Source organism: Brevundimonas nasdae, assembly GCF_019395145.1.
In the GTDB taxonomy this organism is placed as follows: Bacteria; Pseudomonadota; Alphaproteobacteria; order Caulobacterales; family Caulobacteraceae; genus Brevundimonas; species Brevundimonas nasdae.
This window is the reverse complement of the sequence record NZ_CP080034.1, coordinates 3,531,157-3,556,814: the sequence shown is the minus strand read 5'-3', so window position 1 is coordinate 3,556,814 and position 25,658 is coordinate 3,531,157. Positions and strand designations below refer to the sequence as shown.

Below are 25,658 nucleotides of genomic sequence, written 5' to 3'. Positions count from 1 at the left end.
ACGATTTTGCTAGGATTGTGACACTGCGGCGCCATTGCAACACAATGTCTGGCGGCGCCAACGCGAAGGAATAGAGTGATGACGATACGGTTCGACGGGCAGGTGGCGATCGTTACGGGCGCAGGCGGCGGCCTGGGCCGGGAGCACGCGCTGGCGCTGGCGGCGCGAGGCGCCAAGGTGGTGGTCAATGATCTGGGTGGTGCGCGCGACGGCTCGGGCGGGTCGGCGACGGCGGCTGAGGCTGTAGTGGCCGAGATCGAGGCGGCAGGCGGCGAAGCCATCGCCAACGCCGCCTCCGTCACCGACTTCGCCGCCGTTCAGGCCATGGTCGACCAGGCCGTGGCGAAATGGGGCCGCGTCGACATCCTGGTGAACAATGCGGGCGTCCTGCGTGACAAGTCCTTCGCCAAGATGGAGCTGGACGATTTCCGCTTCGTCGTCGACGTGCACCTGATGGGAGCGGTCAACTGCACCAAGGCGGTGTGGGAGATCATGCGCCAGCAGAACTACGGCCGCATCGTCATGACCACCTCGTCGTCCGGCCTGTACGGCAACTTCGGTCAGGCCAATTATGGCGCGGCGAAGATGGCGCTGGTCGGCTTCATGCAGACCCTGGCGATCGAAGGCGGCAAGAACGACATCCGCGTCAACAGCCTGGCGCCGACCGCCCACACCCGCATGACCGAAGACCTGGGCGCCGCCCTGCCGCTGGAAGCGCTGGAGCCGTCGCTGGTCACGCCCGGTCTTCTGTATCTGGTCAGCCGCGACGCCCCGACCCGCGCCATCCTGGCCGCCGGCGCTGGCGGCTTTGAGCGCGCCTATGTGACCTTGACGCAGGGGGTTCACATCACGGGCGCCGACGCCCCGGAACAGGTCGCGGCCCAGTTCGAGGCCATCTCGAACCGCGACGCAGAGATCGTGCCAGAGATGGGCGCCGCCCAGGGCATGATCGAACTGACCAAGGCGCAGCAGGCGCACGGAGCCTGATCCAGAACAGGCGCCTTGCGTTGACGCAACGTGAGGCGCCTAAACTCTGACCTGAGGAAAGAGGTCCATTCGGACCGCACAACAAACGGCCTGAACGGCCAACAAGTACGGGCGCCAAGCCCTGGGAGTGAATCATGCGCGAAGCCGTCATCGTCTCCACCGCCCGCACGCCGATCGGCCGGGCCTATCGGGGCGCCTTCAACGACACCCAGGCGCAACAGCTGGGCGCCCACGCTGTCCGTCATGCGGTCCAGCGCGCAGGCGTCGATCCCGCCGAGATCGAGGATGTGGTTCTGGGCGCGGCCCTGCAGCAGGGTTCGACCGGCACCAATGTCGCGCGCCAGATCGCTCTTGCCGCCGGCCTGCCCGCCTCCGTTCCGGGCATGAGCCTGGACCGCCAGTGCGCCTCGGGCCTGATGGGCATCGCCACGGCGGCCAAACAGGTGATCTTCGACCATCAGAAGATGGCGGTCGGGGGCGGTCTGGAATCCATCTCCCTGGTCCAGAACCAGCATATGAACCTGTATCGGATGAAGGACGAGGCGCTGCTGAAGCTGTCGCCGCACATCTATATGTCGATGCTGGAGACGGCCGAGGTGGTGTCGCGCCGCTACGGCATCTCGCGTGACCGTCAGGACGAATACGCTCTGCAGTCCCAACAGCGCACCGCCCAGGCCCAGGCCGAAGGGCGTCTGGACGCCGAGATCGTGCCGATGACCACCACCATGCTGGTGATGGACAAGGCGACCGGCCAGACCTCTTCGAAAGAAGTCACCCTGTCCAAGGACGAGGGCAACCGCGCCGACACGACCCTGGAAGGCCTGAAGGGCCTCAAGCCCGTCTTCGGCGGCGGCGAGGAGATCCAGCAGGGCGAGTTCATCACCGCCGGCAACGCCAGCCAGTTGTCGGACGGCGCCTCGGCCTCGGTCATCATGGAGGCGGGCGAAGCGGTTCGCCGCAATCTGCAGCCGCTGGGCGCCTATCGCGGCATGGCCGTCGCCGGGTGCGAGCCGGACGAAATGGGCATCGGCCCGGTCTATGCCGTGCCGAAACTGCTGAAGCGCCACGGCCTGACCGTCGACGACATCGGCATCTGGGAGCTGAACGAAGCCTTCGCCTCGCAGGTCCTGTACTGCCAGGACACGCTGGGCATTCCCAACGACCGCCTGAACGTCTCGGGCGGCGCCATCTCGATCGGCCACCCCTACGGCATGTCGGGCGCGCGGATGACCGGCCACGTTCTGATCGAAGGCAAGCGTCGCGGCGCCAAATACGGCGTGGTCACCATGTGCATCGGCGGCGGCATGGGCGCGGCCGGTCTGTTCGAGATTTACTGAGAACAAGCCCCCTCAGTGGCGGAGGGGCAGCTTGCCCCTCCGTCATCCTCGGGCTCGACCCGAGGATCGGATGCGGATCGGGCTGTGCGCGGCCGCCAACCCAATGCGGCGGAACATCCGGCCCTCGGGTCAAGCCCGAGGGTGAGGGATATTGACGGTCAGATCTTCTCGCTGATCTTGATCGCCGCCTTGCAGCCGACCTTGATCACGCTGGACAGCAGGCGGTAGGCGGGTGCTTCGCGGCTGCCGTGTTCGATTGCGTGGTCGTGGTGGGCCAGCTCTTCTTCGCGGAACTGGGTCAGTTCGGCGGCCAGGGCCGGGTCGCGCTCGCCGATCTCGGCGATCTGGTCGGCATAGTGTTTTTCGATGACGCTTTCGACCGCCTCGGTGCAGGCGTGCGCCGCCTTCTCACCCATCAGGGCCGTGCCTGCCCCCAGGGCTGAGGCCGCGATGCGCCACAGCGGCGTCATGACGGTGGGGCGAACCCGGCGTTCGTTCAGCAGTCGGTTGAAACGGTCCAGATGCACCGCCTCCTGATCCTGCATTTCGGACAGGTCGCGAACCATGTCGCCATGCGACTTGCGGCCTTCGAACACCGCCTTCTGGGCGCGGTAGATCAGGACGGCGGCGTATTCGCCCGCATGATCGACGCGCAGGATTTCGTCCATCCGCGCCTTGTCGGCGCCGCGACCGGGACGCGGCAGGGGAATGTGAGGGGCGGCGGCAGTGTCGGGCATGGCGTCAGGCCTTCTCGATGCGGGGCGCGCGGGCGTCCTTGGGACGTTTGGCGGCCAGCAGGCTGAACACCGCCAGAGCCGAAACGATCACCGCGTTCCATCCCGCCATGGACAGGCCCAGCCAGCTCCAGGCCACGGCGCCGCACGAAATGACCGTGACTGACGGCCCCGTGCCCAGGGCCAGCGCGGTCAGGGCGTCCATGTCGATCGGGCCGCCCGCCCCCGCCGAACAGGTCGCAGGCAGGGCCCACCAGCCGTATTCGCCGCCCATGTGGAAGATGGCGGTGACAGCGCCGGTCGCGAACACGGCGGCCAGCAGGAAGGAGGCGATGCGCGGCGTTCCGCGGCGTCCGCCGCTGACGATGGTCCAGCCGGTGGCGAGGACCGCGATGGCCACAGCCCCCCAATAGACCTCGCGCTGCTTGAGGCACAGATTGCACGGGGCCAGATGTTCGAAATGCTCGAACGCATGGGCGGCACCCAGCATGGCGAGCGACGCCGCCAGGGCAAAGGCGGTCCACCAACGGGTCAGCAGGCGATAGGCGTCTGTCATGTTGAAGCGGTCTTACTCCGCTCAAGCGCCGCCGTCGACGTTACAGTAGTTTAAGAACCACGATCAGGGCGACCAGGGCCACGACCCCCATCCCGGCCCACAGGGCCAGACGCTTTTCGACCTGGGCCAGCATGGCAGGTCCCCAGGTTTTCAGGATCCAGGCTTCCAGGAAAAAACGCCCGCCACGCGTCACGACCGAGGCGGCGATGAAGATCGGAAAGCTGAAGGCGGCCAGGCCCGAGGCGATGGTCACCAGCTTGTACGGGATGGGCGTCAGGCCCTTGATCAGAATGACCCACAGCCCCCATTGCTCGAACCAGGCGCGGAACTGGGCCAGACCGTCGGAATGGCCGAGGAAGCGCATGATCGCCAGCCCCACATCGGTCAGATAAAAGCCGATCGCGTATCCCAGAATCCCGCCCAGCACCGACGCGACCGTGCAGACGGCGGCGTAGAAATAAGCCTTTTCCGGCTTGGCCAGGATCATCGGCGCCAGCATCACGTCCGGCGGAATGGGGAAGAACGAGCTTTCAGCAAAGGACACCAGCGCCAGGGCGGGCGTCGCATGGCGGTGGCGCGCCAGATTGAAGACGCCGTCGTAGAGCTTGCGGAGCATGGTGTTTCCCAAAGAACGTCGCCGAAGACGTTCACAGGGGTCGATACACGGGCAAAGGCCGCACGTCATCCACGACCCTCTGTCGCAGAGGCGCCCCATCACGACCCCGTGGCCCAGCCTTGGCTCGGTCGTCATCCGCGATTAGGTTCCGCGCCAATCGGCGGCCCCATCCGGTTAAGTCCGCCACAAAACATAATGCAGGAGACGCTCCATGCACGACATGACCCAGACCGAAGCCGACAAGCTCGATCAGGAAAACCCCCTCGGCGTCGACGGTTTCGAATTCGTCGAGTTCACCGGCCCCGAACCAGAGGCGATGATTACGCGGCTGGAAATCATGGGCTTCACCCAGACGCACGTGAACCCCAAGACCGATGTGGTGCGCCTGAAACAGGGCGACATCAGCTTCTTGGTGCACCGCTCGCCCAAGGGACAGGCCGAAGCCTTCACCAAGGACCACGGCCCGTCCGCCAACGGCATGGCCTTCCGCACCACCGACGCAAAAGCCGCCTATGAGGGCGCGCTGGAGCGCGGGGCCAAGGCCGCGCAGGGCGCAAACGGCGGCGCGTTGGGTGACGACTATCCCTATATCCTGGAAGGCATCGGCGGCAGCCTGCTGTACGTCATCGACCAGTATGGCGACGGCGGATCGCTGTACGACGCCTGGGACGAGGTCGAGGGCTGGGAAGAGGCGGAGCGCAAGAACAGCGTCGGCCTGGAGATCCTAGACCACCTGACCCACAACGTCCGCCGCGGCGAGATGCGGACATGGTCCGGCTTCTACAACTCCATCTTCAATTTCGAGGAGCAGAAGTATTTCGACATCAAGGGCAAGGCGACCGGCCTGTTCTCTCAAGCCATGATCGCGCCCGACCGCGCCATCCGCATCCCGCTGAACGAAAGTCAGGACGAGAATTCCCAGATCGAGGAGTTCATCCGTCGCTATAATGGCGAAGGCATCCAGCACATCGCCCTGACCACCGAGAACATCTTCGAAACGGTCGAGGCCATGCGCGAACGCGGCGTGGACTTCCAGGATACGATCGAGACCTATTTCGAACTGATCGACAAACGCCTGCCCAACCATGGCGAGGACGTGGAGCGGATGCGCAAGAACCGCATCCTGATCGACGGTTCGGATGAAGAAGGCCTGCTGCTGCAGATCTTCACCCAGGACACCTTCGGCCCGATCTTCTTCGAGATCATCCAGCGCAAGGGCAACGAAGGCTTCGGCAACGGCAACTTCCAGGCCCTGTTCGATTCCATCGAGCTGGACCAGATCCGCCGCGGCGTCATCAAGGTCGACGTCTGAATGAAGATGCGGCCGCCGACATGGCTGCCTTGGCTCGGCCCGGTCCTTGCGGCCGGCGCCGGCGCCCTGGCGGGCGAATACTGGCTGGGGGGCGGGTTCTGGGTGGTGCTGTTCGCCGCCCTGATCTGCGGGTTCGCGCCGATCATCGGCTATCGCGTGTGGAAGCGGCTGCACCACCGTTCCTGAGGGGGAAGACAATGAAACAGATCATGACCGCCGCCGCAGCCCTGGCGCTGCTGGCGACGCCTGCTGTCGCGCAAGAGACGCCGCGCTGGTCGCTGGCTATTCACGGCGGGGCGGGCGTGATCGAACGCGCCAGCCTGACGCCGGAACGCGACGCCGCCTATCGCGCGGGGCTGCAGGCGGCGCTGGACGCCGGTTCGGCGGTTCTGGCCCAGGGCGGTTCGTCGCTGGACGCCGTTCAGGCCGCCATCCAGTCGCTGGAGGACAACCCGCTGTTCAACGCCGGGCGCGGGGCGGTCTTCACCGCCGCCGGCAAGAATGAACTGGACGCCGCCGTGATGAACGGCGCCGATCTGACCGCAGGCGCGGTCGCCGGTCTGACGCGCACGCGCCACCCGATCGCCGCGGCGCGGGCGGTGATGGAGCAATCGCCCCATGTCATGCTGATCGGCGAGGGCGCTGAAAGCTTCGCCGCCTCGGTCGGCCTGGAGCAGGTCGATCCCGGCTTCTTCTTCACTGAAAGCCGGTGGCAGGCCCTGCTGAAGGCCCTGCGCGACAAGGGACTGCCCCTGCCCGCCCGCCCGCAAGGCGCGCCGCCCGAGCCGACGACGCTGGGCGCCCCGGTTCCGCTGGCCTCGCTCAACGAAGCCCCGCTGGACGAACGCAAGTTCGGCACGGTCGGCGCCGTGGCCCTGGACAGCCAGGGGCGATTGGCGGCGGGGACGTCGACCGGCGGCATGACCGCCAAACAATGGGGCCGGGTCGGCGACGTGCCGGTGATCGGCGCTGGCACCTACGCCTCCAACGCCGACGGCTGTGCGGTGTCCGCCACCGGATCGGGCGAGTATTTCATCCGCGCCACCGTGGCCCGCGACATCTGCCACCGGACGGCCGAGGGCGCCTCAGTCCAGACGGCGGCCCAGGCCGAAATCGATGAAGTCGGCGCCATCGGCGGCGACGGCGGCGTCATCGTCATGGACCGTGACGGAACCCCCGCCTTCGCCATGAACACCTCTGGCATGTACCGGGGCGCCGCCTCATCCGCCACGCCCGCCCGTGTCGCCATCTACGCCGACGAGAACTGACCCATGCCCGCCGCCGACGACGAACTGACCGTGATGGCCCAGGAAGAGCTGGATGCGGCCTGCGCCATGCCCTTCATCGAGGTGAAGAAGATCACGCCCTGGGGGGACAGTTACGAGGGGTTCGCCCCGTCCGGCCGTACGGTCGAGATCGAGCGTCGCTACATCTGGGCGGTCGAGCCCAAGGGCGGGGTCATCGTCGAGGTCGAGGTGCGCGATCGCGCCGCCCGCACCGGCGCCGAGGCCCGCGCCCTGCTGACCGCCGCCTGATCGCGCGACGGTTACCGACGCTCAGTTTCCAAGCTTCTGAATTCGGGTTAGGCCTGACGTCATGAAACTCGCCTCGCTCAAGCACGGCCGCGACGGCCGCCTCGTGGTCGTCTCGCAGGACCTGAACTGGTTCACCGACGCCTTCCTGATCGCCCCGACATTGCAGGCGGCGCTGGACGACTGGGACCGCTGCGAGCCGCCCCTGCGCGCCCTGGCCGAAAGCCTGGAGCATGAGGGCGTGCCGCGCGGACGTTTCCGCGAGCATGAGGCCGCCGCCCCCCTGCCCCGCGCCTATCAGTGGGCGGACGGGTCGGCCTATGTGAACCACGTCGAACTGGTGCGTAAGGCGCGCGGCGCCGAAATGCCCGAAAGCTTCTGGACTGATCCTCTGATGTATCAGGGCGGATCGGACGGTTTCCTGTCGCCGCGCGACGCCATTCCATTGGCGGACGAAAGCTGGGGCTGCGACCTGGAGGCCGAGATCGTGGTCGTGACCGGAGACGTGCCCCAGGGCGCGACGCGAGAACAGGCCCTGGCCGCCATCCGCCTGGTCGGTCTGGTCAACGACGTGTCGCTTCGCAACCTGATCCCCGCCGAGCTGGGCAAGGGTTTCGGCTTCGTCCAGTCCAAGCCCGCCAGCGCCCTGTCGCCCGTCTTCGTCACGCCCGAGGCGCTGGGCGACCGCTGGAAAGACGGCAGGCTGCATGGCGAACTGAGCGTGCAGCTGAACGGTCAGGACTTCGGCAAGGCCGACGCCGGGGTGGACATGACCTTCGACTTCGGAACCCTGATCGCCCATCTGGCCAAAACCCGTTCTCTGGGCGCCGGAACCCTCATCGGCTCGGGCACGGTGTCGAACAAGGACGCGGACGGCGGCCCCGGCAAGCCTGTGTCCGAAGGCGGACTGGGCTATAGCTGCATCGCCGAGGTGCGCACGGTCGAGACCATCCTGCGGGGCAAGGCCGAGACGCCCTTCCTCAAGCATGGCGACACGGTGCGGATCGAAATGCTGGACGGCCGCCACTCCATCTTCGGCGCCATCGAACAGACGGTTCAGCCGCTTTCGCGCGAGGCCTGACAGGTATAGCGTCCCGGTTCGGGCCCGATCAGCAACAGGGCCGGGACACCCTTCATGACGCAACAACAACTGATCCCATTGGCCGTCATCCCTGTGGTGCTGGTCCTGGTTCTGCTGCGCAATCGCCGCAAGCGCGTGCTGAGGCCGCAGTATCTCTGGGTCATGCCCGCGATCGTCGTGCCCTTGATCTGCGCCGGACTGTGGGCGACGACCCAGCACCCCCAGTTCGGCCCCCTGGCCTATGTCGCCTTCATCGCCGCCCTGGTCCTGGGCGCGGCGGCGGGTTGGTGGCGCGGCAAGACCATCACCATCGAGAAAGAACCCGATGGTTCGTTGAAGGCCCAGGCCTCGCCCCTGGGGCTGGTGCTGATCGTCGGCCTGCTGGCCGCGCGCACCGGCTTGCGTGAAGTCATGCAGGAAAACGCCGCCGCCTGGCATCTGGACGCCGTCGTCATCACCGACGCCTTCATGATCTTCGCCATCGGTTTGATAGTGGCGCAACGGCTTGAGATGTACCTGCGCGCGCGCCGGGTTCTGGCGGGGGGAACTGACGAACACGTCGAAGTCGCCGCCTGAGTTTCATTGAGCGGCAGGCGGTGGTTGAAAACCCCGTTGCGTCCCTGTAGGAGCGAGCCCTGCTCACGCCTGTGCGGGTGTGGTGAAACTGGTAGACGCGCTGGATTCAAAATCCAGTTCCGAAAGGAGTGTCGGTTCGATTCCGACCACCCGCACCAAAGGCCCGGCTCCCGGCCATGGATCGACTTTCAGCGCTCGCCGCGCTAGGTCCGCCGCGCCCAAGGATCGAACATGTCGACACTGACCCTGCCTGAAGAGGCGGCGCGCCGCCGCACCTTCGCCATCATCGCCCACCCGGACGCCGGCAAGACCACCCTGACCGAGCATATCCTGCTGGCGGGCGGCGCCATCCGTGCGGCGGGCGCCGTGCGGGCGCGGGGCGAGAACCGGCGCACCCGTTCGGACTGGATGAAGATCGAAAAGGAACGGGGCATCTCCGTCAGCGCCTCGGTCATGACGTTCGAGCACGACGGCAAGATGTTCAACCTGCTGGACACGCCCGGGCACGAAGACTTTTCGGAAGACACCTATCGCACCCTGACGGCCGCCGACTGCGCCATCATGGTGCTGGACGCCGCCAAGGGCATCGAGCCGCAGACGCTGAAACTGTTCGAGGTCTGCCGCCTGCGCGACATTCCGATCATCACCTTCATCAACAAGCTGGACCGCGAAGCCCAGGACCCCATGGCCCTGCTGGACGACATCGCCTCGCGCCTGCAGCTTGATCCCGCGCCGATCTGGTGGCCCGCCGAGAGCGGCAACCGCCTGCGCGGCATGGTCGAGGTCGGCACCGGCAGGTTCCAGCCCTATACCCGCAAGATCGCCGGCGCCGCCGAAGATCCCGGCCACCCCGACGCCCTGCCGCTGGATCAGGCGGCCCAGTATTTCGAGGCGGGCGAACAGGACGCCCTGGCCGAGGCTGTCGAACTGGTCGAGGGCGGCTATCCGGCGTTCGATCGCCAGTCCTTCCTTGAGGGCCATCTGACGCCGGTGCTGTGGGGTTCGGCCCTGCGTCACTTCGGCATCGACGAACTGTTGAAGGCCATCGGCGACTGGGCCCCAGCGCCCAAGGTGATGAAGGCCAAAAAGGAATCGCCGCCCGAAACCCGCAACGCCCCTGCCCCTGTCGACACCACGGTCGAGCCGGGCTCGAATGAGGTGACCGGCTTCGTCTTCAAGGTTCAGGCCAATATGGACCCGAACCACCGCGACCGGATCGCCATGTTCCGCATGGCCTCAGGCGCCTTCAAGCGCGGCATGAAGCTGAAGGTGCAGAACACGGGCAAGTCCCTGTCGGTCAATGCGCCCATCATGTTCTTCGCCTCTGACCGCGAACTGGCCGACGACGCCTTTGCGGGCGATGTGATCGGCATTCCGAACCACGGGGTGCTGCGCGTGGGCGACAGCCTGTCGGAAAGCGGCGTGGTGCGCTTTGCGGGCCTGCCGAACTTTGCGCCGGAAATCCTGCAGCGCGTGCGCGTCAAGGATCCGCTGAAGGCCAAGCACCTGAAGAAGGCGCTGGAAGGTCTGGCCGAAGAAGGCGTGACCCAGTTGTTCCGTCCCGAGATCGGCGCGGACTTCATCGTCGGCGCCGTCGGCCAGCTGCAGTTCGAGGTCATGGCCGACCGTCTGGGCGAGGAATACGGGCTGGACGTCATCTTTGAGCCCAGCCCCTACGCCGAGGCCCGCTGGGTGGGCGGCGCAGACACAGACGTCGAGGACTTCTCGGGCAAGTACCGCCCGCAGATGGCGCGCGACATCGACCAGGCCCCCGTCTTCCTGGCCAAGTCCAGCTGGGAGACCGGCTATGTCAGCGAACGTTTCCCCAAGATCGCCTTCACTAAGACCAAGGAACGCGGTTAAGGCCGCGCTTGCGTCTTTTCAGCGCCGCATCGACGTGATCAGATGCTGACGACGCCCATGCGTCGCGGAGCCCTTTGATGTTCGCCACCCTGGCCTTCGCCAGCCTGATGCTGATGCAGCAGACCACGGCCAACCTCGTCCCCTACGAGGAAGCCGTGCGTTGCGCCGGACTGACACAGGCCGCGTCGGAGCTGGAAGGCGGCGAAAGCGATGAAGGCGGCAAACTGTATGATGCGGCTCTCTATTGGTCGCTAACCGCCATTCAGGCGGCGACGGCGGCGGGCAAGCCGGGCCGCACGGCCGACGCCGACCAGACCCGCGCGCGTATCGAGGCGGTGCGCCAGCTGAACGCCGACGCCCCGGCCGCGCGGGCGGCCTTGCAACGCTGCCTGCATCGCACGCCGAATCTGGACTAACCGCGTTCGATCCGAAACGTTCCACAACAAGCTGAGCCGAACCCGCCGTGCGGCGCTGCGTTTGCTAGTCATCCAGTCGGGACGTCTTCCGCGTCCCGAAGCGGGATTTCAGAGGCATCCAGCGCATGTTCGAATTCGGCCGGGACCTGAGAAAGCTGTTCGCGCAGGCGCGTGAAAGCGAGGACCTGGGCTGGGTCGAACTGATCAGCGTCGATCTGCTGCAGGTCGAGGCCCGGCGTGAGTCCATTGATGCGGGCCGCGTCTCCTGCCCTCAGCCGTTCGAGACCGAACATCGCGCCGCCGCCCTGTGGCGCGACCACGCCCGCCGTTCCGGCGCCCTCGACAGCCTGGACCGCGCCGACCGAGCCGCAGACAGCCTGACCCGCACCGCCGTGGGCGAAGACCAGACCGCCCTGGCCGCCCTTGATGCAGCTCTGGCCCTGATCCTGAGATTTGACCTGTGCGGCGAGCCGGACCGCCTGCAGCAGGCCATGGCCGCCCTGACCCGCGCGGGACGCCCGCGCCGCCATCGCATCGCCTCCGACCTGGCCGTCGTCCACGCCCGGATCAAGGCGCGCCAGGCGCGTCTCAGCGGTCTTGTGACCGACCTGATGGACGCCTCCGCCTTGATGGACGCCGCCCTGCATGGGGCAGGCGGCGATGATGTCGAATTGCGCATGGACCGGGCCGTGCTGGCTCTGGATGCGGGGGTCGTTCAGTGCGACGCGCGCCTGCTGGATCAGGCCGGACGTGATCTGGGCGCCCTTGTCGAGGCGGCCTCGCCGGACCACCGCCCCCTGACCCGCGCGCGCGCCCTGGCCCTGTGCGGCGCCGGTCTGTCGGCCCTGGCCGCCGTTGCTGGCCACGCCGAGGCCCACGCCCAGGGCCGCACGATGTTCGACGCGGCAGCGGATCAGTTCACGCCGGACCACAGCCCGCTGGACTGGGCGGCCATTCAGGTGGTGCGCGCGGGCGAGGAGGCCTTGCCACTGATGATCCTGTCCCAGGCCGAGGCTCTGACCCAGGGGCAGGGGCTGGTGATCGGCGCCCTCGCGCGGGAACGCCGCATCGCACGGGAAGTCGCCCTGGCCGAGGCGGTGCGCAATCTGCCCGCCCTGGAGCTTCTGGAGCAGCGGCTGCGCGCCCGCCTGGCCCACGCCCAGCCGCTGGACTGGGCCGCCGACCAGATCGGCATGGCCGCCATCGCCCTGGCGCGGCGCCGTCTGGGCGATGCGCAGCCGAGCGGGCTGGGACTGATCCTGTCCGAAGCCGCCGTCACGGCTCAGGAAATGGGCGTGCCCGTCCTGGCTCAGCGAGCCGAGAGTCTGAAGCCGCGTTTCGTCGCCTGATCAGCCGCCGATGGCGACGAACGGACCGTTCAGAAAACGCGGCTTGCCATAGCGGAATCTCTGACCGTCTTCGGCCAGAACCCGTCCGCCCGCCGCCTCCAGCACCGCCTGCCCTGCCGCCGTGTCCCATTCCGAAGTCGGGCCGGTGCGCGGATAGGCGTCGAAACGCCCCTCGGCGATCAGGCAGAATTTCAGCGACGAGTCCGTGCCCTGCCAATGGGTGCACCCGTGGCGGGCGGCCAGGCGCGTCGCCTCTTCATCGGTTATGCTGTGGCTGAGCAGGGCCACGCCTTCCTGGGGCCGGTCGCGCACCGCGATGGGCCGCCATTCCGCACCGGCATGGGCCTCGCCCTCATGCACCGCGCCGTACTGACGACGCAGGGCGCCGCCGCCGGGCCGGTCGCTGCGCCAGGTCGTTTCGCTGGCGGGGGCGGTGACGACGCCCGCGACAGGATACCCCTCATGGATCAGGGCGATGTTGACGGTGAAGGCCTCGCCGCCGCGCACAAAGCCACGCGTGCCGTCCAGCGGGTCGATCAGCCAGAACCAGTCGTCAGTCTGGGTCGGCGCGCCGTCCGCCGCCACCGCCTCTTCCGCCACCATCTGCACGCCGGGATAGAGGGCGGCCAGCCGTTCCAGGATCAGGGCCTCTGCCGCACGATCCGCCTGGGTCACCGGGCTGTCGTCCGACTTGGTCTCGACCGCCGTGCCGCTGCGCCAGAAGGGCAGGATGAGGCGCGCCGCCTCTTCGGCGATCTCGGCCAATTTCAGGGTCAGGTCGCCGGACTGCAGATCACGGTCGAGGATCGGGAGCGAGGAGGTCGTCATCACGTCTTTGGATAGACCATCCCGAAGGTTCCATGAACCGGCAAATCACGTCAGCCTGATGCGCCAGACGAATCCTGACCCGAGTGCTGCAGACGCCATGACCGACACCGACGCCGAAGCCCCGCTCGATCTGCCCGTGGACGGGACGGAGCTGGCCACCTACATCGCCGCCAAACTGTGCCACGACTTCATCAGCCCGTCGGGCGCCATCGTCTCGGGCCTGGACCTGCTGGACGATCCGTCGGCGCAGGACATGCGCGACGACGCCCTGGCCCTGATCGCCCAGAGCGCACGCAAGATGGTGGCCCTGGTTCATTTCGCCCGCGTGGCCTTCGGCGCCGCCACCACCAGCGAACGGTTCACGGCCCGCGAGCTGCAGGCCCTGGTCGTCGGCGTGACCGAGGGCGGACGGGCGACCCTGGATTGGCGCGTGGCGGAGGGCGAGTTCACCAAGCCCCAGGCCCGCGCCCTGATCAATCTGGCCTATCTGACGGTCGGCGCCCTGCCGATGGGCGGAAACGCGGTGATCGAAACCCGTGTCGAGAACGGCGCCCTGCACCTGAGCGGACAGGCCGACGGCGCCCGCGCGCGATTGAAACCCGAAGCCCTGACCGGCCTGAACGGCCTGCGTCTGAGCGAAGGTCTGGCGGGGCAGTGGATCCAGCCCTACTGGCTGTGGCTGACCGTGACGGAGGGGGGCGGTCGCCTGACCACGACGGTCGAGGACGGCCGGGTCGTGCTGGCGGCGGTCATGCCGGTTTGACCGACATACCAACGACTCATTAACTGGCGTCAGCCATAGTTGGTGCGAGGGAATCGGGTAAAGACGAACGCCCGCCAGGAGTCCTGTCTTGTCCGTCAGCACGTGTCTCATCGTCGATGACAGCCGCATCATCCGCAAGGTCGCGCGCCGCATCGTCGAAGGCCTCGGCTACGAGGTCGATGAAGCAGCCGACGGCGCCGAGGCCCTGGCCTATTGCACCAGCGCCCTGCCCGACGTTCTGTTGATCGACTGGAACATGCCGGTGATGGACGGGCTCAGCTTCCTGCGCCGGATGCGCGCCCTGCCCGGCGGCGACCGACCCAAGGCCCTGTTCTGCTCCATCGAAACCCGGCCTGAAAAGATCGCCGAAGCCCTGGCTGCGGGCGCCGACGACTATGTCATGAAGCCGTTCGACGGCGACATCCTGCAGTCCAAACTGTCGGAGGTCGGAGCGATCGCCGCATGACGCCAGACGACTTCGACAAGCTGCAGACTTTGCTCGCCACGCGCGCCGGTTATCGACTGGCGCGCGACCGCATCCATCTGGCCGAACACCGGCTGGGTCCGATTGCGCGCCGCGAAGGCTACGCCAATGTCGAGGCCCTGCTGGCCAATCTGTGGGCCCAGCCCGTGGCGTCGCTGGCCTGGGCGGTCATCGAATGCCTGCTGAACCCCGAGACCTGGTTCCGCCGCGACCGCACGCCGTTCAACGTGCTGGAGAAGGAGCTGCTTCCCGCCCTGGCCCAGGCGCGTGCTGACGGCCGCGTCCGCATCTGGTCGGCCGGCTGTTCAACCGGACAGGAAGCCTGGTCCATCGCCATGGCGGGCAAGGCGGCGGGCGCGCATGTCGAGGTGATCGGCACCGACCTGGCCCAGCGCGCGATCGAAAAAGCGCGTTCGCGCATCTACTCAGGCTTCGAGGTCCAGCGCGGCCTGACCGCCCACGCCATGCTGCGCTGGTTCGAACCGGCCGAGGATCAATGGCGGGTGCGCGACGAACTGGCTGAAAAGGTGCGGTTCGGACGCTCCAACCTGCTGGACGAACCCACCGACGATGTGCGTTTCGACGTCATCTTCTGCCGCAATGTCATCACGGACATGGAGCCGCAACGTCGCGCCCGCGTGCTGGACGGGCTGGAGCGGCGGCTGGTCGACGACGGCTGCCTGTTCCTGGGCGTGGACGAGCGCCTGGAGGGCGAGACCGTCGCTTTCAGGCCCGTCAACGGGCGCAAGGGCCTGTATGTGAAGGCGCCCTCGTCCCTTCGCCGCGCGGCCTGATTGCAAGGCCGCTCTTGCACAAGACGCCGGTTCGGGGCTGAAGTACGCCGTTTGGGCATCGGGGGGTGACTATGCGGCTGGTCTTGCTTTTAGCGTCCCTGGCAGCCGCCTTTGGTCTGGCGGTTCTGACCAGTCAGACGCCCAAACCCGCTCCCGCCCTGTCGCCCGCCACTGAGTTTTCCGCCGTCCGCGCGATGACGGACGTGCGGCATATCGCCCGTGCGGCCCACCCCATCGGCTCCATCGAACATGCCCGGGTGCAGGCCTATCTGTTGGGCAGGCTGACCGACCTGGGCCTGACGCCCAGCCTGCAGTCCGGCGCCCTGTCGCCCGCCGCCATCAGCCGCATCGAAAAGCGCGGCGACAATGCTGCGGGTCTGCTGGCCGTCAATCTGGTCGGCGTTCTGCCCGGACGTCGCCCTGAACTGCCCGCCGTCCTGATGATGGCCCATTACGACAGCGTGCCGGGATCGCCCGGCGCCGCCGACGACGCCTCGGGCGTGGCCGCCATTCTGGAAGCCGTGCAGGCGATCAAGGCGCGGGGCCCGGCGGACCGAACCCTGATCGTGCTGCTGACCGACGCCGAAGAACTGAACCTGGACGGCGCGCGCGCCTTCTTCAGCGAGCACCCGCTGCGCGACCGGGTCGGCATGGTGGTCAATCTGGAGGCGCGCGGCGGCGGCGGGCGGGCCATGATGTTCGAGACCGGCCCCGGCAACGCCCAGACCATTTCCCAGTTCGCCCGCGCGACCAAAGACGCGACCGGCGGTCCGTCCAGCAACGCCCTGACCGTCTTCGTCTATCGTCTGATGCCCAACGGCACCGACATGACCATCGCGGTCAATCGTGGGATTGCAGGCGTGAACCTGGCCTTCATCGGCAGGCCAGACCAGTATCATGCGCCGACCTCGACGCCGGACGCGCTGGATCAGGGCAGCCTGCAGCATATCGGCTCGCTGGCGCTGGAGGCGACCGACGGCTTCCTGCGCGCGCCCGCACTGCCCAAGGCGACTTACAACGCCGTCTATGCCGATGTGTTCGGCCTGGCCGTGCTGCGTCATCCGCCGGTCGTCGGCTGGCTGCTGCTGGGTCTGGCGGCCCTGTTGACCGGGTTCGCAGGCTGGGGCGCGCGACACGCGACGGGCCTCAGCCGCGCGTCGGTGCTCAAGGGCGTGACGGGCGGGGTCTGGCTGCTGGCCAGCGGCGTCGTCCTGGCCCAGGCGGTGCGGGTTCTGGCCGGGCCGATCGGCAAACAGATCGACACGCCCGAGCTGTATTACACCCTGCTGCGCCGCCTGCCGTGGATGGAGGCGGGGGCCGGGCTGGCGGTGACAGCCGCCGTCCTGATCCTGTTCGCCGGACGGGCCCTGGTCGGGCGTCGGCTGCTGGCGCTGGTTCTCGTTCTGGCGGCGGTTCTGGCCCTGGCGCTGGGCGGCCTGAACCCCGTTGTCGCGGGCGCCGCCGTGATCGCCGTCATCCTGACGCTCTGGCCTATGGGCGAGGATGAGACGACATGGGGCGGCTGGCTGGGCCTGATCATCGTGGTGCTGGCGCTGGGCCTCGTCACGCAGATTTTGGCGCCGGAAGCCGCCTTCCTGTTCATCTGGCCCGGTCTGGCCGCCGCCCTCGCTGCCGCCGCGACCGCCCTGATCAGCGCGCGGCTGGCGCGCTGGACCGCGCTGATCCCATCGGTTGTCGTCACACTGATCGTCGGCGGCTGGCTGTTGGCGCAGGCGCACGGCGTGTTTCTGGGCATCGGCATGGACCTGCCCGGCGCATTGGCTCTGTTCGGCCTGCTGATCGCCATGCTGGCGCGGCCCTTGGCGCCGGTTCAGCCGCTCCGAGCCCGCACGCTGGCCGTCATCGGCGCAGTCAGCCTGATCCTGGGCGGCGGCCTGTCGCTGGCGGCCCAGTCCGCCCAACCCCATCCTGACCCCGTCCAATCCACCCTGACCAATCCGAGCTGAAACCGCGTGCATCACGACCACATCAGCCTGTTCGCCGCCGTCGCTGTCGCCGTCGCGATTCTGGGCGCCTGGACGGCTCTGGACCTGTTCGGCCGGATGCGGGCGCATCTGGGCTCGGCGCGGCTCAAATGGCTGGGCGTCGCCGCCCTGGTGCTGGGCATCAGCATCTGGTCGATGCATTTCATCGCCATGCTGGGCTTCGATCCCGGCTCCCCCGTCTCCTACGAAGTTGGATTGACGTTCGTCTCCTTCCTGCTGGCCGTAGCGGGAACCGGCGTCGCCTTCCTGACCGCCAGCCGACCGGGGTCAAAGCGTTACGTCCTGCCTGCGGGCGGTCTGCTGATGGGGCTGTCGATCGTGGCCATGCATTATGTCGGCATGGCCGCCGTGCGCACGACCGCGACCCTGGGTTATCGGCCAGCCTTGGTCGTCCTGTCCGTCCTGATCGCCGTGGTGGCCTCGACAGCGGCCCTTGCAGCGGCGCGGCGCGAACGCAGTCAGGGCTGGCGCGCCCTGGCCGCTGTGATCCTGGGTCTGGCCATCGCCTCCATGCACTATACCGGCATGGCCGCTGTCATCCTGGCCCCCGCCTCACACGTCCCCCACGCCGGAGGCGCGTCTCCGGTCGCCCTGGCGGCGGCGGTCACAGCCGGATGCGTCATCATACTGTTCCTGGCGCTGGGGGCCTCGATCCTGGATCAGAGGACCAATGTTCTGTCCGCCATTGATGCAGGCGGCGTCGGCTTCTGGGAGGCCGCCCTGCCTCTGCGCTCTCCCATCCTGTCGGATCGGGCCCGCGAAATCCTGTCGATTCCGCGTGATGCGCGGCTTGGCCCCACCGAAATCGGCGACCGTCTGTCGCCCGAGGACCTTCCTTTCCACCTGGCCGCGCTGGCGCGGGCCATGGCGGGCGAAGCCGATTATGATCAGGAATGGCGTCTGGCGGGCACAGACCGCTGGTTCCACCTGCGCGGACGCCTGATCCGCAGCCGTTCAGGCCGCCCCATGCGGATGTCGGGCGTCATCACCGACATCACCGACCGACGTCAGGCCTATCAGGCCCTGGCCGACAGCGAACGCCAGCAACGCATCCTGATCAACGAACTGAATCACCGGGTGAAGAACACCCTGGCCACGGTCCAGTCCATCGCCCGTCAGACCGCGCGCCGGACCCCGGACATCAAGATGTTCACCACCCTGTTCGAGGCGCGGCTTCTGGCCCTGTCCAACACCCAGAACCTGCTGACGGCGGGGAACTGGGAATGGGTCGATCTGCGCGAACTGCTGGTGCAGGAACTGGCGCCCTATGCCGACGAACAGGTGCATCTGAGCGGCCCATCCGTCAGCCTCAACCCGCTGCAGACGCAAGGCCTAGGCATGGCGTTTCACGAACTGGCGGTGAACGCCGCCAAATATGGCGCCCTGTCGGCGGCGGGCGGCTTGGTGCGCGTCGACTGGTCGGTCGATAAAGGCGTCCTGCTGCTGGATTGGGTCGAAAGCGGCGGTCCCGCCGTCCGCTCGCCAGAACGTCGCGGCTTCGGCTCAGACCTGATCGATTCCACCATCAACCGCTCCCTGAACGGATCGGCGGCCCTGGCCTATCCGCCCGAGGGCTTCGCCTTCAGCCTGCGCCTGCCGCTGGGCGACACGTCAGAATCGGTCGCCTGATCCCCAGGTTCTCGAACTTCAAAAAGAGAACATCTTGTGAACCGGAACAAACCGTGCACATAGTCAGCCTCACTTAACGGGGGCGGGTCCATGGCGGGTCTCTCCCAAGCTTCTGACGGGAATCATGGCAAGGGAGACGAAGGCAATGGCACAGGCGGCTTTGAAACTGGTGGGCAAAGAAGACGGCGACAAACAACGCGCTCTTGAGGCGGCGATCGCGCAGATCGATCGCGCCTTCGGCAAGGGCTCGGTGATGAAACTCGGCAAGGCCGGCGTGGTGAACGAGATCGAGAGCGTCTCGACCGGCTCGCTGGGTCTGGACATGGCGCTGGGCATCGGCGGCCTGCCTGTCGGGCGGGTGATCGAGGTGTTCGGCCCCGAATCCTCGGGCAAGACGACCCTGGCCCTGCACACGGTGGCGGAAGTCCAGAAGAAGGGCGGCGTCGCCGCCTTCGTGGACGCCGAACACGCGCTGGACCCCGTCTATGCCCAGAAGCTGGGCGTCAATCTGGACGATCTTCTGGTGTCGCAGCCCGACACGGGCGAGCAGGCGCTGGAGATCGTCGACACGCTGGTGCGGTCGGGCGCCGTGGACATCGTGGTGGTCGACTCGGTCGCGGCCCTGACCCCGCGCGCTGAAATCGAAGGCGAGATGGGCGACAGCCTGCCGGGTCTTCAGGCCCGTCTGATGAGCCAGGCGCTGCGCAAGCTGACCGCCTCGATCTCCAAGTCGAAATGCATCGTCCTGTTCATCAACCAGATCCGTCACAAGATCGGCGTCATGTACGGTTCGCCGGAAACCACGACGGGCGGCAATGCGCTGAAGTTCTACGCCTCGGTGCGCCTGGACATCCGCCGCACCGGCGCGATCAAGAACCGCGATGAGGTGGTCGGCAACACCACCCGCGTCAAGGTGGTCAAGAACAAGGTCGCCCCGCCGTTCCGCGAGGTCATCTTCGACATCATGTACGGCGAAGGCATCTCCAAGCTGGGCGAGGTCATCGACCTGGGCGTCAAGGCGGGCGTGATCGAGAAGGCGGGCAGCTGGTTCAGCTACGATTCAACCCGCATCGGCCAGGGCCGCGAGAATGTGCGCGAGTTCCTGAAACAGAACCCCGACATCGCCGCCTCCATCGAAAAGGCGGTTCGCGCCTCCACCAACAAGATTGCCGACGAGCTCCTGGGCACGCCCGAACCGGACGAAGGCCAGGACCTGGAAGGCTAAGCACCGCTCCGTCGGTCCCTGCGACCCGCCACCCGACCCCGTGGGGTCGGCGGAGCCGGCCCGCCCGATCTCGCATCGGGCGGGCCTTTCTTATTCTACGCCCTGCCCCTTGAGCCCGCGTCCCGGCGCGCCATATTCCCGCCTTACAGAACCGGGGCCACTGTCGCCGGTCCAGGAGCATCGATGCCCGCCATCGTCCCCGTCATCGCCATCGAAGGTCTGACCAAGACCTACAAATCCGGCCATCAGGCGCTGAAACGCGTCGATCTGAACATCAACAAGGGCGAGATCTTCGCCCTGCTGGGTCCGAACGGCGCGGGCAAGACCACCCTGATCTCCATCGTCTGCGGCATCGTCACCCCCACGACAGGCGTCGTCACGGCCGACGGCCATGACATTCAAACCGATTTCCGCGCCGCCCGCACCAAGATCGGACTGGTGCCGCAGGAACTGACCACGGACGCCTTCGAGACGGTCATGGCCACCGTCACCTTCAGCCGCGGCCTGTTCGGCAAGTCGCCGAACCCGGCCTTCATCGAGCAACTGCTGAAAGACCTGACCCTGTGGGACAAGCGCGACGCCAAGCTGCGCACCCTGTCGGGCGGGATGAAGCGCCGGGTGATGATCGCCAAGGCCCTGAGCCATGAGCCGGACATCCTGTTCCTGGACGAGCCCTCTGCAGGCGTCGACGTCGAACTGCGTCGCGACATGTGGGTCATGGTGCGGCGCCTGCGCGAACGCGGCGTCACCATCATCCTGACCACCCACTATATCGAAGAGGCCGAGGAGATGGCCGACCGGGTGGGCGTCATCCTGAAAGGCGAACTGATCCTGGTCGAGGAAAAGACCGCCCTGATGAAGAAACTGGGCAAGAAGACCCTGACCCTGAATCTGACTGAGCCGTTGGCCGCCATCCCCGCCGAACTGTCCGACTGGGGCCTGACGCTCAAGACCGACGGCGGCGAACTGGAATACAGTTTCGACGCCAACGCCGACGACACCGGCGTGCCCTCCCTGATCCGTCGGCTGGAGGCGCTGAACATCGGCTTCAAGGACCTGAACACCCGCCAGAGCTCGCTGGAAGACATCTTCGTCAGCCTGGTCCACACGAACGGAACCGCCGCATGACCTTCAACGGATACGGCGTCTGGGCCATCTATCGCTTCGAAATGGCGCGGGCGCTGCGCACCATCTGGCAGAGCATCGTCACCCCCGTCATCACGACGGCCCTGTATTTCGTGGTCTTCGGCGGCGCCATCGGCAGCCGGATGCAGGAGGTCGGCGGCGTGCCCTACGGCGCCTTCATCGTGCCGGGCCTGATCATGCTCAGCCTGTTCACCCAGTCGATCTTCAACGCCTCGTTCGGCATCTACTTCCCCAAATTCACCGGCACCATCTACGAGATCCTGTCCGCGCCCGTCTCCTCGCTGGAGATCGTCCTGGCCTATGTCGGGGCGGCGGCGACCAAGTCGGGGGTTCTGGGCCTGATCATCCTGGCAACGGCGTCCTTCTTCGTGCCGCTGCAGATCCTGCACCCCTTCTGGATGATGGCCTTCCTGATCCTGATTTCGGTGACCTTCAGCCTGTTCGGCTTCATCATCGGGGTCTGGGCCGACGGGTTTGAGCAGCTTCAGATGATCCCGATGCTGATCGTCACCCCCCTGACCTTCCTGGGCGGCGCCTTCTACTCCATCGACATGCTGCCGGAGGGCTGGCGCACGGTGACCCTGTTCAATCCGATCGTCTATCTGGTCTCTGGATTCCGCTGGGCCTTCTATGGTCAGGGCGATGTCTCCATCGGCGTCAGCCTGACGGCGACTCTGGGCTTTTTCGCCCTCTGCCTTGCCATTGTGATGTGGATGTTCAAGACCGGATATCGGCTCAAGAACTGAACCGTCACGAAACCGGCCAGATCGCCAGCGAATAGAAGACCATGTCCGACGATCAGAAGACCCCGTCGCCGGTACCGGCGCCCGCCCAGCCTGAGCCGTTCGAGCGCAAGCCCGCGCAGTGGGGACGGATGCCCGCGACCACCTTCCACGTCGGGCCGGTGCCGGTCGCGCCCAATCCGCTGGATCGTCTGCCCAATCCGCCGCCTCGCAAGGCTCCGGCTCAAGGTCAGGCGGCAGGATCGGGACAAGGATTCTCACCCGCCGAAGGACGCCCCCCGGTTCGTCCGGCTGCACCTGCCCCGGCGCAGCGCCCAGGCGGCATTCTGTCGGGATCGCTGATTCCGCAGGCGCGCCCTGCCGCGGCGCCTGCGGCGCCGTCGAAACCGGAACCCGCCGCCGCTGCGCCTGACCTGACCGTGCGCCCCCTGCCCGGCGCCGAGGCCCTTTCGCCGCCCCGGCCCGATCCCACGCCTGCCGCACAGGTTCAGCCTGAACCCGCAGCCCCCGTCATGGTCGCGGAAACGCCGCCTGTGATCGAGGTCGCGCCCATCGCGCCCCAGCTTGCATCACCCCGTCAGGCGGCATCCCGCCAATCAGCCTCACGACTGCCCCTGCTGATCGGGGTCGGGGCCGCAGCGGTTGTGATCATCGGCGGCGGCCTGTGGTTCGCGCTGCGTTCGCAACCCGCTGCCGAGGCTCCGCCGGTTACAACGCCCGAAGCCGCCGCGCCCGTCAGCACGCCGCCCGCCGCACCGACGCCTGAACCCCAACAGGCTGCAACGCCTGAACCGGCGCCGGTCGCAGCCGCACCCGTCGCGCCTCGCCCACAACAGACAACCACGCCGCCGCCTGCCCGCGCGACGACGCCTGCGCCTGCAGCCCGGCCTGCGCCGACACCCGCCCAGCCGCGCCCGACGATCGCGCCCGCTCCAGCCGCCTCGACGCCTGCCCCGGTTCCGTCGGCGACGGTCGAGCCGCCTCCTGTCGTGGTGGTTCCTCAGGGCCCGGCGCCGACGCCCGCGCGTCCGGCGCAGACCGATCCAAACGCGCCCATCGTCACGCGGCCCCAGCCGCTCGACTGAGCCGCAGCCTGGTCAGGCGGTGCGGATGATCCCGCCCGCCGCCGTCACCGGCCAGGGCGTCAGCCGCCCGCCCGCGCACGGACCGCCCGTGCATTCGCCGGTCAGCGGCTCAAACACCGCGCCGTGCCAGCCGCACAGGATCAGCGAACCGTCCGGCGTCAGATAGCGATCCAGTTCGACCGCAATGGGGAATCCGGCGTGCGGGCAGCGGTCGACCCAGCCTGCGACGGCCCCATCTTTCCGAACCACGAAGCCGTGGAAGAAGGCCTCGCCGATCTGCAGCACGAAGCCGCGCGATCCGGGGTCGGCGATGTCGGTCTCGACGCACAGGGCCACGCCCGGCGGCGTCTGCCAGACCCGCTTGCGCTCGGCCGCTTCGGGCGTATCGCTCAAACCCGCTCGGCCTTCAGGGGGCGCGACAGCAGGGTCTCGATAGCGCCGTCCACCGTGGTTTCACCCGCCAGCAGGGCGGCCGTGACCTCGGCGATGGGCATCTCCACGCCCAGACGCGCCGCTAGTTCGCGGACCGCAGGCGCGCTTTCGTACCCTTCGGCCACCGACCGTTTTCCGGCCAGCGCCTGTTCCACCGTCTGCCCCTGGCCCAGGGCCAGACCCAGGCTCATGTTGCGCGACTGCGGGCTGGAGCACGTCAGGACCAGATCGCCCAGACCGCACAGGCCGGCCACCGTCTCGGCCTCGCCGCCCAGGGCCACGGCCAGGCGCGTCATTTCTGCAAAACCGCGCGTGATCACCGCCGCATGGGCGCTGCGGCCCAGTTGACGGCCTTCGACGATGCCGCAGGCGATGGCCAGAACATTCTTCAGCGCGCCGCCCGCCTCGGCCCCGATCAGGTCCTTGGCCAGATAGGGCCTGAATCCCGGCGCCGACAGGGTGTTCAACAGGGCCTCGCCCAGCGCATCATCCGCACAGGCCAGGGTAACGGCGGACGGCAGGCCGCGCGCGACCTCGCCCGCAAAACTGGGCCCGGACAGGACGGCGGCGGGCGCGTCAGGCAGGGTTTCCGCCAGCACATCCGTCATCAGCTTCAGCGTGCCGCGCTCGATCCCCTTGGCGCACAGCACGATCGGCACGCCTGCCCGCACATGGGGGGCGAAGGCGGTCAGGGTGGCGCGCATATGCTGGGCGGGCGGCACGGCCAGGATCACGTCGCACCCGGCCAGATCCGCCAGGTCGCTGGTCGCGCGGATGCCGGGGTTCAGCTCCACGCCCGGCAGGAAGGCTTCGTTGACGCGCCGTGCGGCGATGCTTTCGATCACCTCGGCCTCGCGGGCCTGCAGGATCACATCCAGCCCGCCGCGCGCACAGACCTGCGCCAGGGCCGTGCCCCATGCGCCTGCGCCGATCACCCCTGCCGTGCGAAATTCCATGCGCCCTCCCAAGGCATTGCGCCGGTTCATGCTTTTGCGCCCTTGCGCCCCGGCTTGTGCGAAGGATCGGACAGGGCGCGCGCTTCGTCCAGCGGCCATCTTGGCCGTGCGATCACATCCACGTCGTTGGTCAGGCCCAAAGCCAGTCTTTCCGCCCCCGCCAGGGCGATCATGGCCGCATTATCGGTGCAATAGGCCATGGGCGGCGCCAGAAACTCAAAACCATGCCGGGCGGCCGTGGCCTCCAAGGTGGCGCGAATCGTCTTGTTGGCGGCCACCCCGCCCGCAACCACGAACAGCCGATGCGGATGTTCGGCGGCATAGGCGGCCAGGGCCCGCTCGGAGCGGTCCGACAGTTGGCGCGCAATCGCATTCTGGACGGCGTCGGCCAGATCGGCCTTGTCCTGCTCGGTCTCGCAGGTCTGGGCGATGCGGAAGGCCGCCGTCTTCAGGCCAGAGAACGAAAAATCGCAGTCCTTGCGGCCCAGCAGGGCGCGCGGCAGGTCGATCTTCGACCCATCCCCCGTCGCCGCCAGACGCTCCAGCGCCGGACCGCCGGGATAGCCCAGGCCCAGAGCCTTGGCGATCTTGTCGAACGCCTCGCCCGCCGCGTCGTCGATGGTGGCGCCGATGCGGCTCATGTCGCCGATTCCGCGCACTTCCAGCAGCTGGCAATGACCGCCCGACACCAGCAGAAGCAGGAAGGGATAGGCCACCTCCGCCCCCAGCCGCGCCGACACCGCATGGCCTTCCAGATGATTCACCGCCACCAGCGGCAGGCCGCGCGCCAGACTGACCGCCTTGCCGTAGCTCAGCCCCACCATGACCCCGCCGACCAGACCCGGCCCCGCCGTCGCCGCCACTCCGTCCAGATCGGCGTAGTCCAGCCCGGCCTCGGCCATGGCGCGGCGCGCGACGCCGTCAATCATCTCAACATGGCTGCGGGCGGCGATTTCCGGCACCACCCCGCCGTAGGCCGCATGATCGTCGATCTGGCTATGCACGATCGAGGACAGCACCTCGGCCCGGCCGCCCAAGGCCGTCGGATGCAGGCGCACGACCGAGGCCGCGGTCTCGTCGCAGCTGGTCTCCAGACCCAGCACCGTCAGCACGCCGTTTCGGGGCTGGGCGTCGCGTCCGGTTGCTGCTTCGGCGCGGCTGCTATAGTCGGCGGACATCTCCATCGGGTCGAGGTAGCGACCCGGCGA

Annotated in this window: 27 protein-coding genes and 1 tRNA gene; 21 read left to right on the top strand and 7 right to left on the bottom strand. The window is 67.6% G+C overall.

Features of this window, described 5'->3' with window-relative positions:
- Positions 1-78: 78 nt before the first annotated feature.
- Positions 79-987: an SDR family NAD(P)-dependent oxidoreductase gene (locus KWG56_RS17340; protein ID WP_219353089.1), complete on the top strand. Its 909-nt coding sequence runs from the start codon at positions 79-81 to the stop codon at positions 985-987.
- 134 nt (positions 988-1,121) lie between these two features.
- Positions 1,122-2,324 carry an acetyl-CoA C-acyltransferase gene (locus KWG56_RS17335; protein ID WP_219353088.1) on the top strand — a complete coding sequence of 401 codons (1,203 nt, stop codon included), beginning with the start codon at positions 1,122-1,124 and terminating at the stop codon, positions 2,322-2,324.
- Between the two features lie 158 nt (positions 2,325-2,482).
- Here KWG56_RS17335 and KWG56_RS17330 read toward each other — a convergent pair whose 3' ends face one another.
- The 3 genes from KWG56_RS17330 to KWG56_RS17320 are packed head-to-tail and all read right to left on the bottom strand — an operon-like array spanning position 2,483 to position 4,230.
- Complete coding sequence (locus tag KWG56_RS17330) at positions 2,483-3,061, bottom strand: demethoxyubiquinone hydroxylase family protein (RefSeq protein WP_219353087.1); 579 nt, start codon at positions 3,059-3,061, stop codon at positions 2,483-2,485.
- Positions 3,062-3,065: 4 nt separating this feature from the next.
- A complete protein-coding gene (locus tag KWG56_RS17325) occupies positions 3,066-3,614 on the bottom strand; it encodes a disulfide bond formation protein B (RefSeq protein WP_219353086.1) in 549 nt (182 codons plus the stop codon).
- 40 nt (positions 3,615-3,654) lie between these two features.
- A complete protein-coding gene (locus KWG56_RS17320) occupies positions 3,655-4,230 on the bottom strand; it encodes a YqaA family protein (protein WP_219353085.1) in 576 nt (191 codons plus the stop codon).
- Positions 4,231-4,441: 211 nt separating this feature from the next.
- Here KWG56_RS17320 and hppD point away from each other — a divergent pair, with 211 nt between their 5' ends.
- The 10 genes from hppD to KWG56_RS17270 all read left to right on the top strand — a co-directional run bounded on the left by hppD (position 4,442) and on the right by KWG56_RS17270 (position 12,359).
- Complete coding sequence (gene hppD / locus KWG56_RS17315; protein WP_244999565.1) at positions 4,442-5,542, top strand: 4-hydroxyphenylpyruvate dioxygenase; 1,101 nt, start codon at positions 4,442-4,444, stop codon at positions 5,540-5,542.
- Complete coding sequence (locus KWG56_RS17310) at positions 5,543-5,728, top strand: hypothetical protein (RefSeq protein ID WP_219353084.1); 186 nt, start codon at positions 5,543-5,545, stop codon at positions 5,726-5,728.
- 11 nt (positions 5,729-5,739) lie between these two features.
- Positions 5,740-6,810, top strand: a complete 1,071-nt coding sequence (locus KWG56_RS17305; RefSeq protein WP_219353083.1) for an isoaspartyl peptidase/L-asparaginase family protein — start codon at positions 5,740-5,742, stop codon at positions 6,808-6,810.
- Positions 6,811-6,813: 3 nt separating this feature from the next.
- Positions 6,814-7,077 (top strand): hypothetical protein, encoded by a 264-nt coding sequence (locus tag KWG56_RS17300; RefSeq protein WP_219353082.1) that lies wholly within the window; start codon positions 6,814-6,816, stop codon positions 7,075-7,077.
- A 61-nt stretch (positions 7,078-7,138) separates the two neighbouring features.
- The gene (locus tag KWG56_RS17295; protein WP_219353081.1) at positions 7,139-8,155 is read left to right on the top strand and encodes a fumarylacetoacetate hydrolase family protein; all 1,017 of its coding nucleotides are present in this window, start codon (positions 7,139-7,141) and stop codon (positions 8,153-8,155) included.
- 54 nt (positions 8,156-8,209) lie between these two features.
- Positions 8,210-8,731 (top strand): CcdC protein domain-containing protein, encoded by a 522-nt coding sequence (locus KWG56_RS17290; RefSeq protein WP_219353080.1) that lies wholly within the window; start codon positions 8,210-8,212, stop codon positions 8,729-8,731.
- 73 nt (positions 8,732-8,804) lie between these two features.
- A tRNA-Leu gene (locus tag KWG56_RS17285) sits at positions 8,805-8,889 on the top strand.
- 73 nt (positions 8,890-8,962) lie between these two features.
- On the top strand, positions 8,963-10,594 hold the full coding sequence (locus KWG56_RS17280) for a peptide chain release factor 3 (protein WP_201099855.1): 1,632 nt from the start codon (positions 8,963-8,965) through the stop codon (positions 10,592-10,594).
- 77 nt (positions 10,595-10,671) lie between these two features.
- A complete protein-coding gene (locus KWG56_RS17275; RefSeq protein WP_219353079.1) occupies positions 10,672-11,010 on the top strand; it encodes a hypothetical protein in 339 nt (112 codons plus the stop codon).
- A gap of 125 nt (positions 11,011-11,135) precedes the next feature.
- Positions 11,136-12,359, top strand: coding sequence for a hypothetical protein (locus KWG56_RS17270; protein ID WP_219353078.1), 1,224 nt, complete (start codon positions 11,136-11,138; stop codon positions 12,357-12,359).
- On the opposite strand, the gene cysQ is transcribed toward KWG56_RS17270, so the two are convergent.
- Entirely contained in the window at positions 12,360-13,187 is an 828-nt protein-coding gene (gene cysQ, locus KWG56_RS17265; RefSeq protein WP_219353077.1) for a 3'(2'),5'-bisphosphate nucleotidase CysQ, read from the bottom strand. It lies immediately after the preceding gene.
- Positions 13,188-13,284: 97 nt separating this feature from the next.
- Here cysQ and chpT point away from each other — a divergent pair, with 97 nt between their 5' ends.
- The 9 genes from chpT to KWG56_RS17220 all read left to right on the top strand — a co-directional run bounded on the left by chpT (position 13,285) and on the right by KWG56_RS17220 (position 23,062).
- On the top strand, positions 13,285-13,950 hold the full coding sequence (gene chpT, locus KWG56_RS17260; RefSeq protein ID WP_219353076.1) for a histidine phosphotransferase ChpT: 666 nt from the start codon (positions 13,285-13,287) through the stop codon (positions 13,948-13,950).
- 88 nt (positions 13,951-14,038) lie between these two features.
- A complete protein-coding gene (locus KWG56_RS17255) occupies positions 14,039-14,416 on the top strand; it encodes a response regulator (RefSeq protein ID WP_201099850.1) in 378 nt (125 codons plus the stop codon).
- Positions 14,413-15,228: a CheR family methyltransferase gene (locus KWG56_RS17250; RefSeq protein WP_201099849.1), complete on the top strand. Its 816-nt coding sequence runs from the start codon at positions 14,413-14,415 to the stop codon at positions 15,226-15,228. Before KWG56_RS17255 ends, KWG56_RS17250 begins: the two co-directional genes overlap by 4 nt.
- A gap of 71 nt (positions 15,229-15,299) precedes the next feature.
- Positions 15,300-17,195 carry a M20/M25/M40 family metallo-hydrolase gene (locus KWG56_RS17245; RefSeq protein WP_219353075.1) on the top strand — a complete coding sequence of 632 codons (1,896 nt, stop codon included), beginning with the start codon at positions 15,300-15,302 and terminating at the stop codon, positions 17,193-17,195.
- 6 nt (positions 17,196-17,201) lie between these two features.
- Entirely contained in the window at positions 17,202-18,863 is a 1,662-nt protein-coding gene (locus KWG56_RS17240; RefSeq protein WP_219353074.1) for an MHYT domain-containing protein, read from the top strand.
- 145 nt (positions 18,864-19,008) lie between these two features.
- Positions 19,009-20,088, top strand: a complete 1,080-nt coding sequence (gene recA, locus KWG56_RS17235; protein WP_201099846.1) for a recombinase RecA — start codon at positions 19,009-19,011, stop codon at positions 20,086-20,088.
- Between the two features lie 183 nt (positions 20,089-20,271).
- Positions 20,272-21,216 (top strand): ABC transporter ATP-binding protein, encoded by a 945-nt coding sequence (locus tag KWG56_RS17230; RefSeq protein ID WP_219353073.1) that lies wholly within the window; start codon positions 20,272-20,274, stop codon positions 21,214-21,216.
- The gene (locus KWG56_RS17225) at positions 21,213-21,980 is read left to right on the top strand and encodes an ABC transporter permease (protein ID WP_219353072.1); all 768 of its coding nucleotides are present in this window, start codon (positions 21,213-21,215) and stop codon (positions 21,978-21,980) included. The genes KWG56_RS17230 and KWG56_RS17225 overlap by 4 nt, the downstream gene beginning before the upstream one ends.
- A gap of 41 nt (positions 21,981-22,021) precedes the next feature.
- Positions 22,022-23,062 (top strand): hypothetical protein, encoded by a 1,041-nt coding sequence (locus tag KWG56_RS17220; protein ID WP_219353071.1) that lies wholly within the window; start codon positions 22,022-22,024, stop codon positions 23,060-23,062.
- Positions 23,063-23,074: 12 nt separating this feature from the next.
- Here KWG56_RS17220 and KWG56_RS17215 read toward each other — a convergent pair whose 3' ends face one another.
- From KWG56_RS17215 to tsaD, 3 genes are read right to left on the bottom strand one after another with little or no spacing between them, the layout of a single operon-like run.
- Positions 23,075-23,455, bottom strand: coding sequence for a Rieske (2Fe-2S) protein (locus tag KWG56_RS17215; RefSeq protein ID WP_219353070.1), 381 nt, complete (start codon positions 23,453-23,455; stop codon positions 23,075-23,077).
- The gene (locus tag KWG56_RS17210) at positions 23,452-24,450 is read right to left on the bottom strand and encodes an NAD(P)H-dependent glycerol-3-phosphate dehydrogenase (protein ID WP_219353069.1); all 999 of its coding nucleotides are present in this window, start codon (positions 24,448-24,450) and stop codon (positions 23,452-23,454) included. Before KWG56_RS17210 ends, KWG56_RS17215 begins: the two co-directional genes overlap by 4 nt.
- 26 nt (positions 24,451-24,476) lie before the next feature.
- Positions 24,477-25,634: a tRNA (adenosine(37)-N6)-threonylcarbamoyltransferase complex transferase subunit TsaD gene (gene tsaD / locus KWG56_RS17205; protein WP_373274065.1), complete on the bottom strand. Its 1,158-nt coding sequence runs from the start codon at positions 25,632-25,634 to the stop codon at positions 24,477-24,479.
- Positions 25,635-25,658 lie beyond the last annotated feature (24 nt).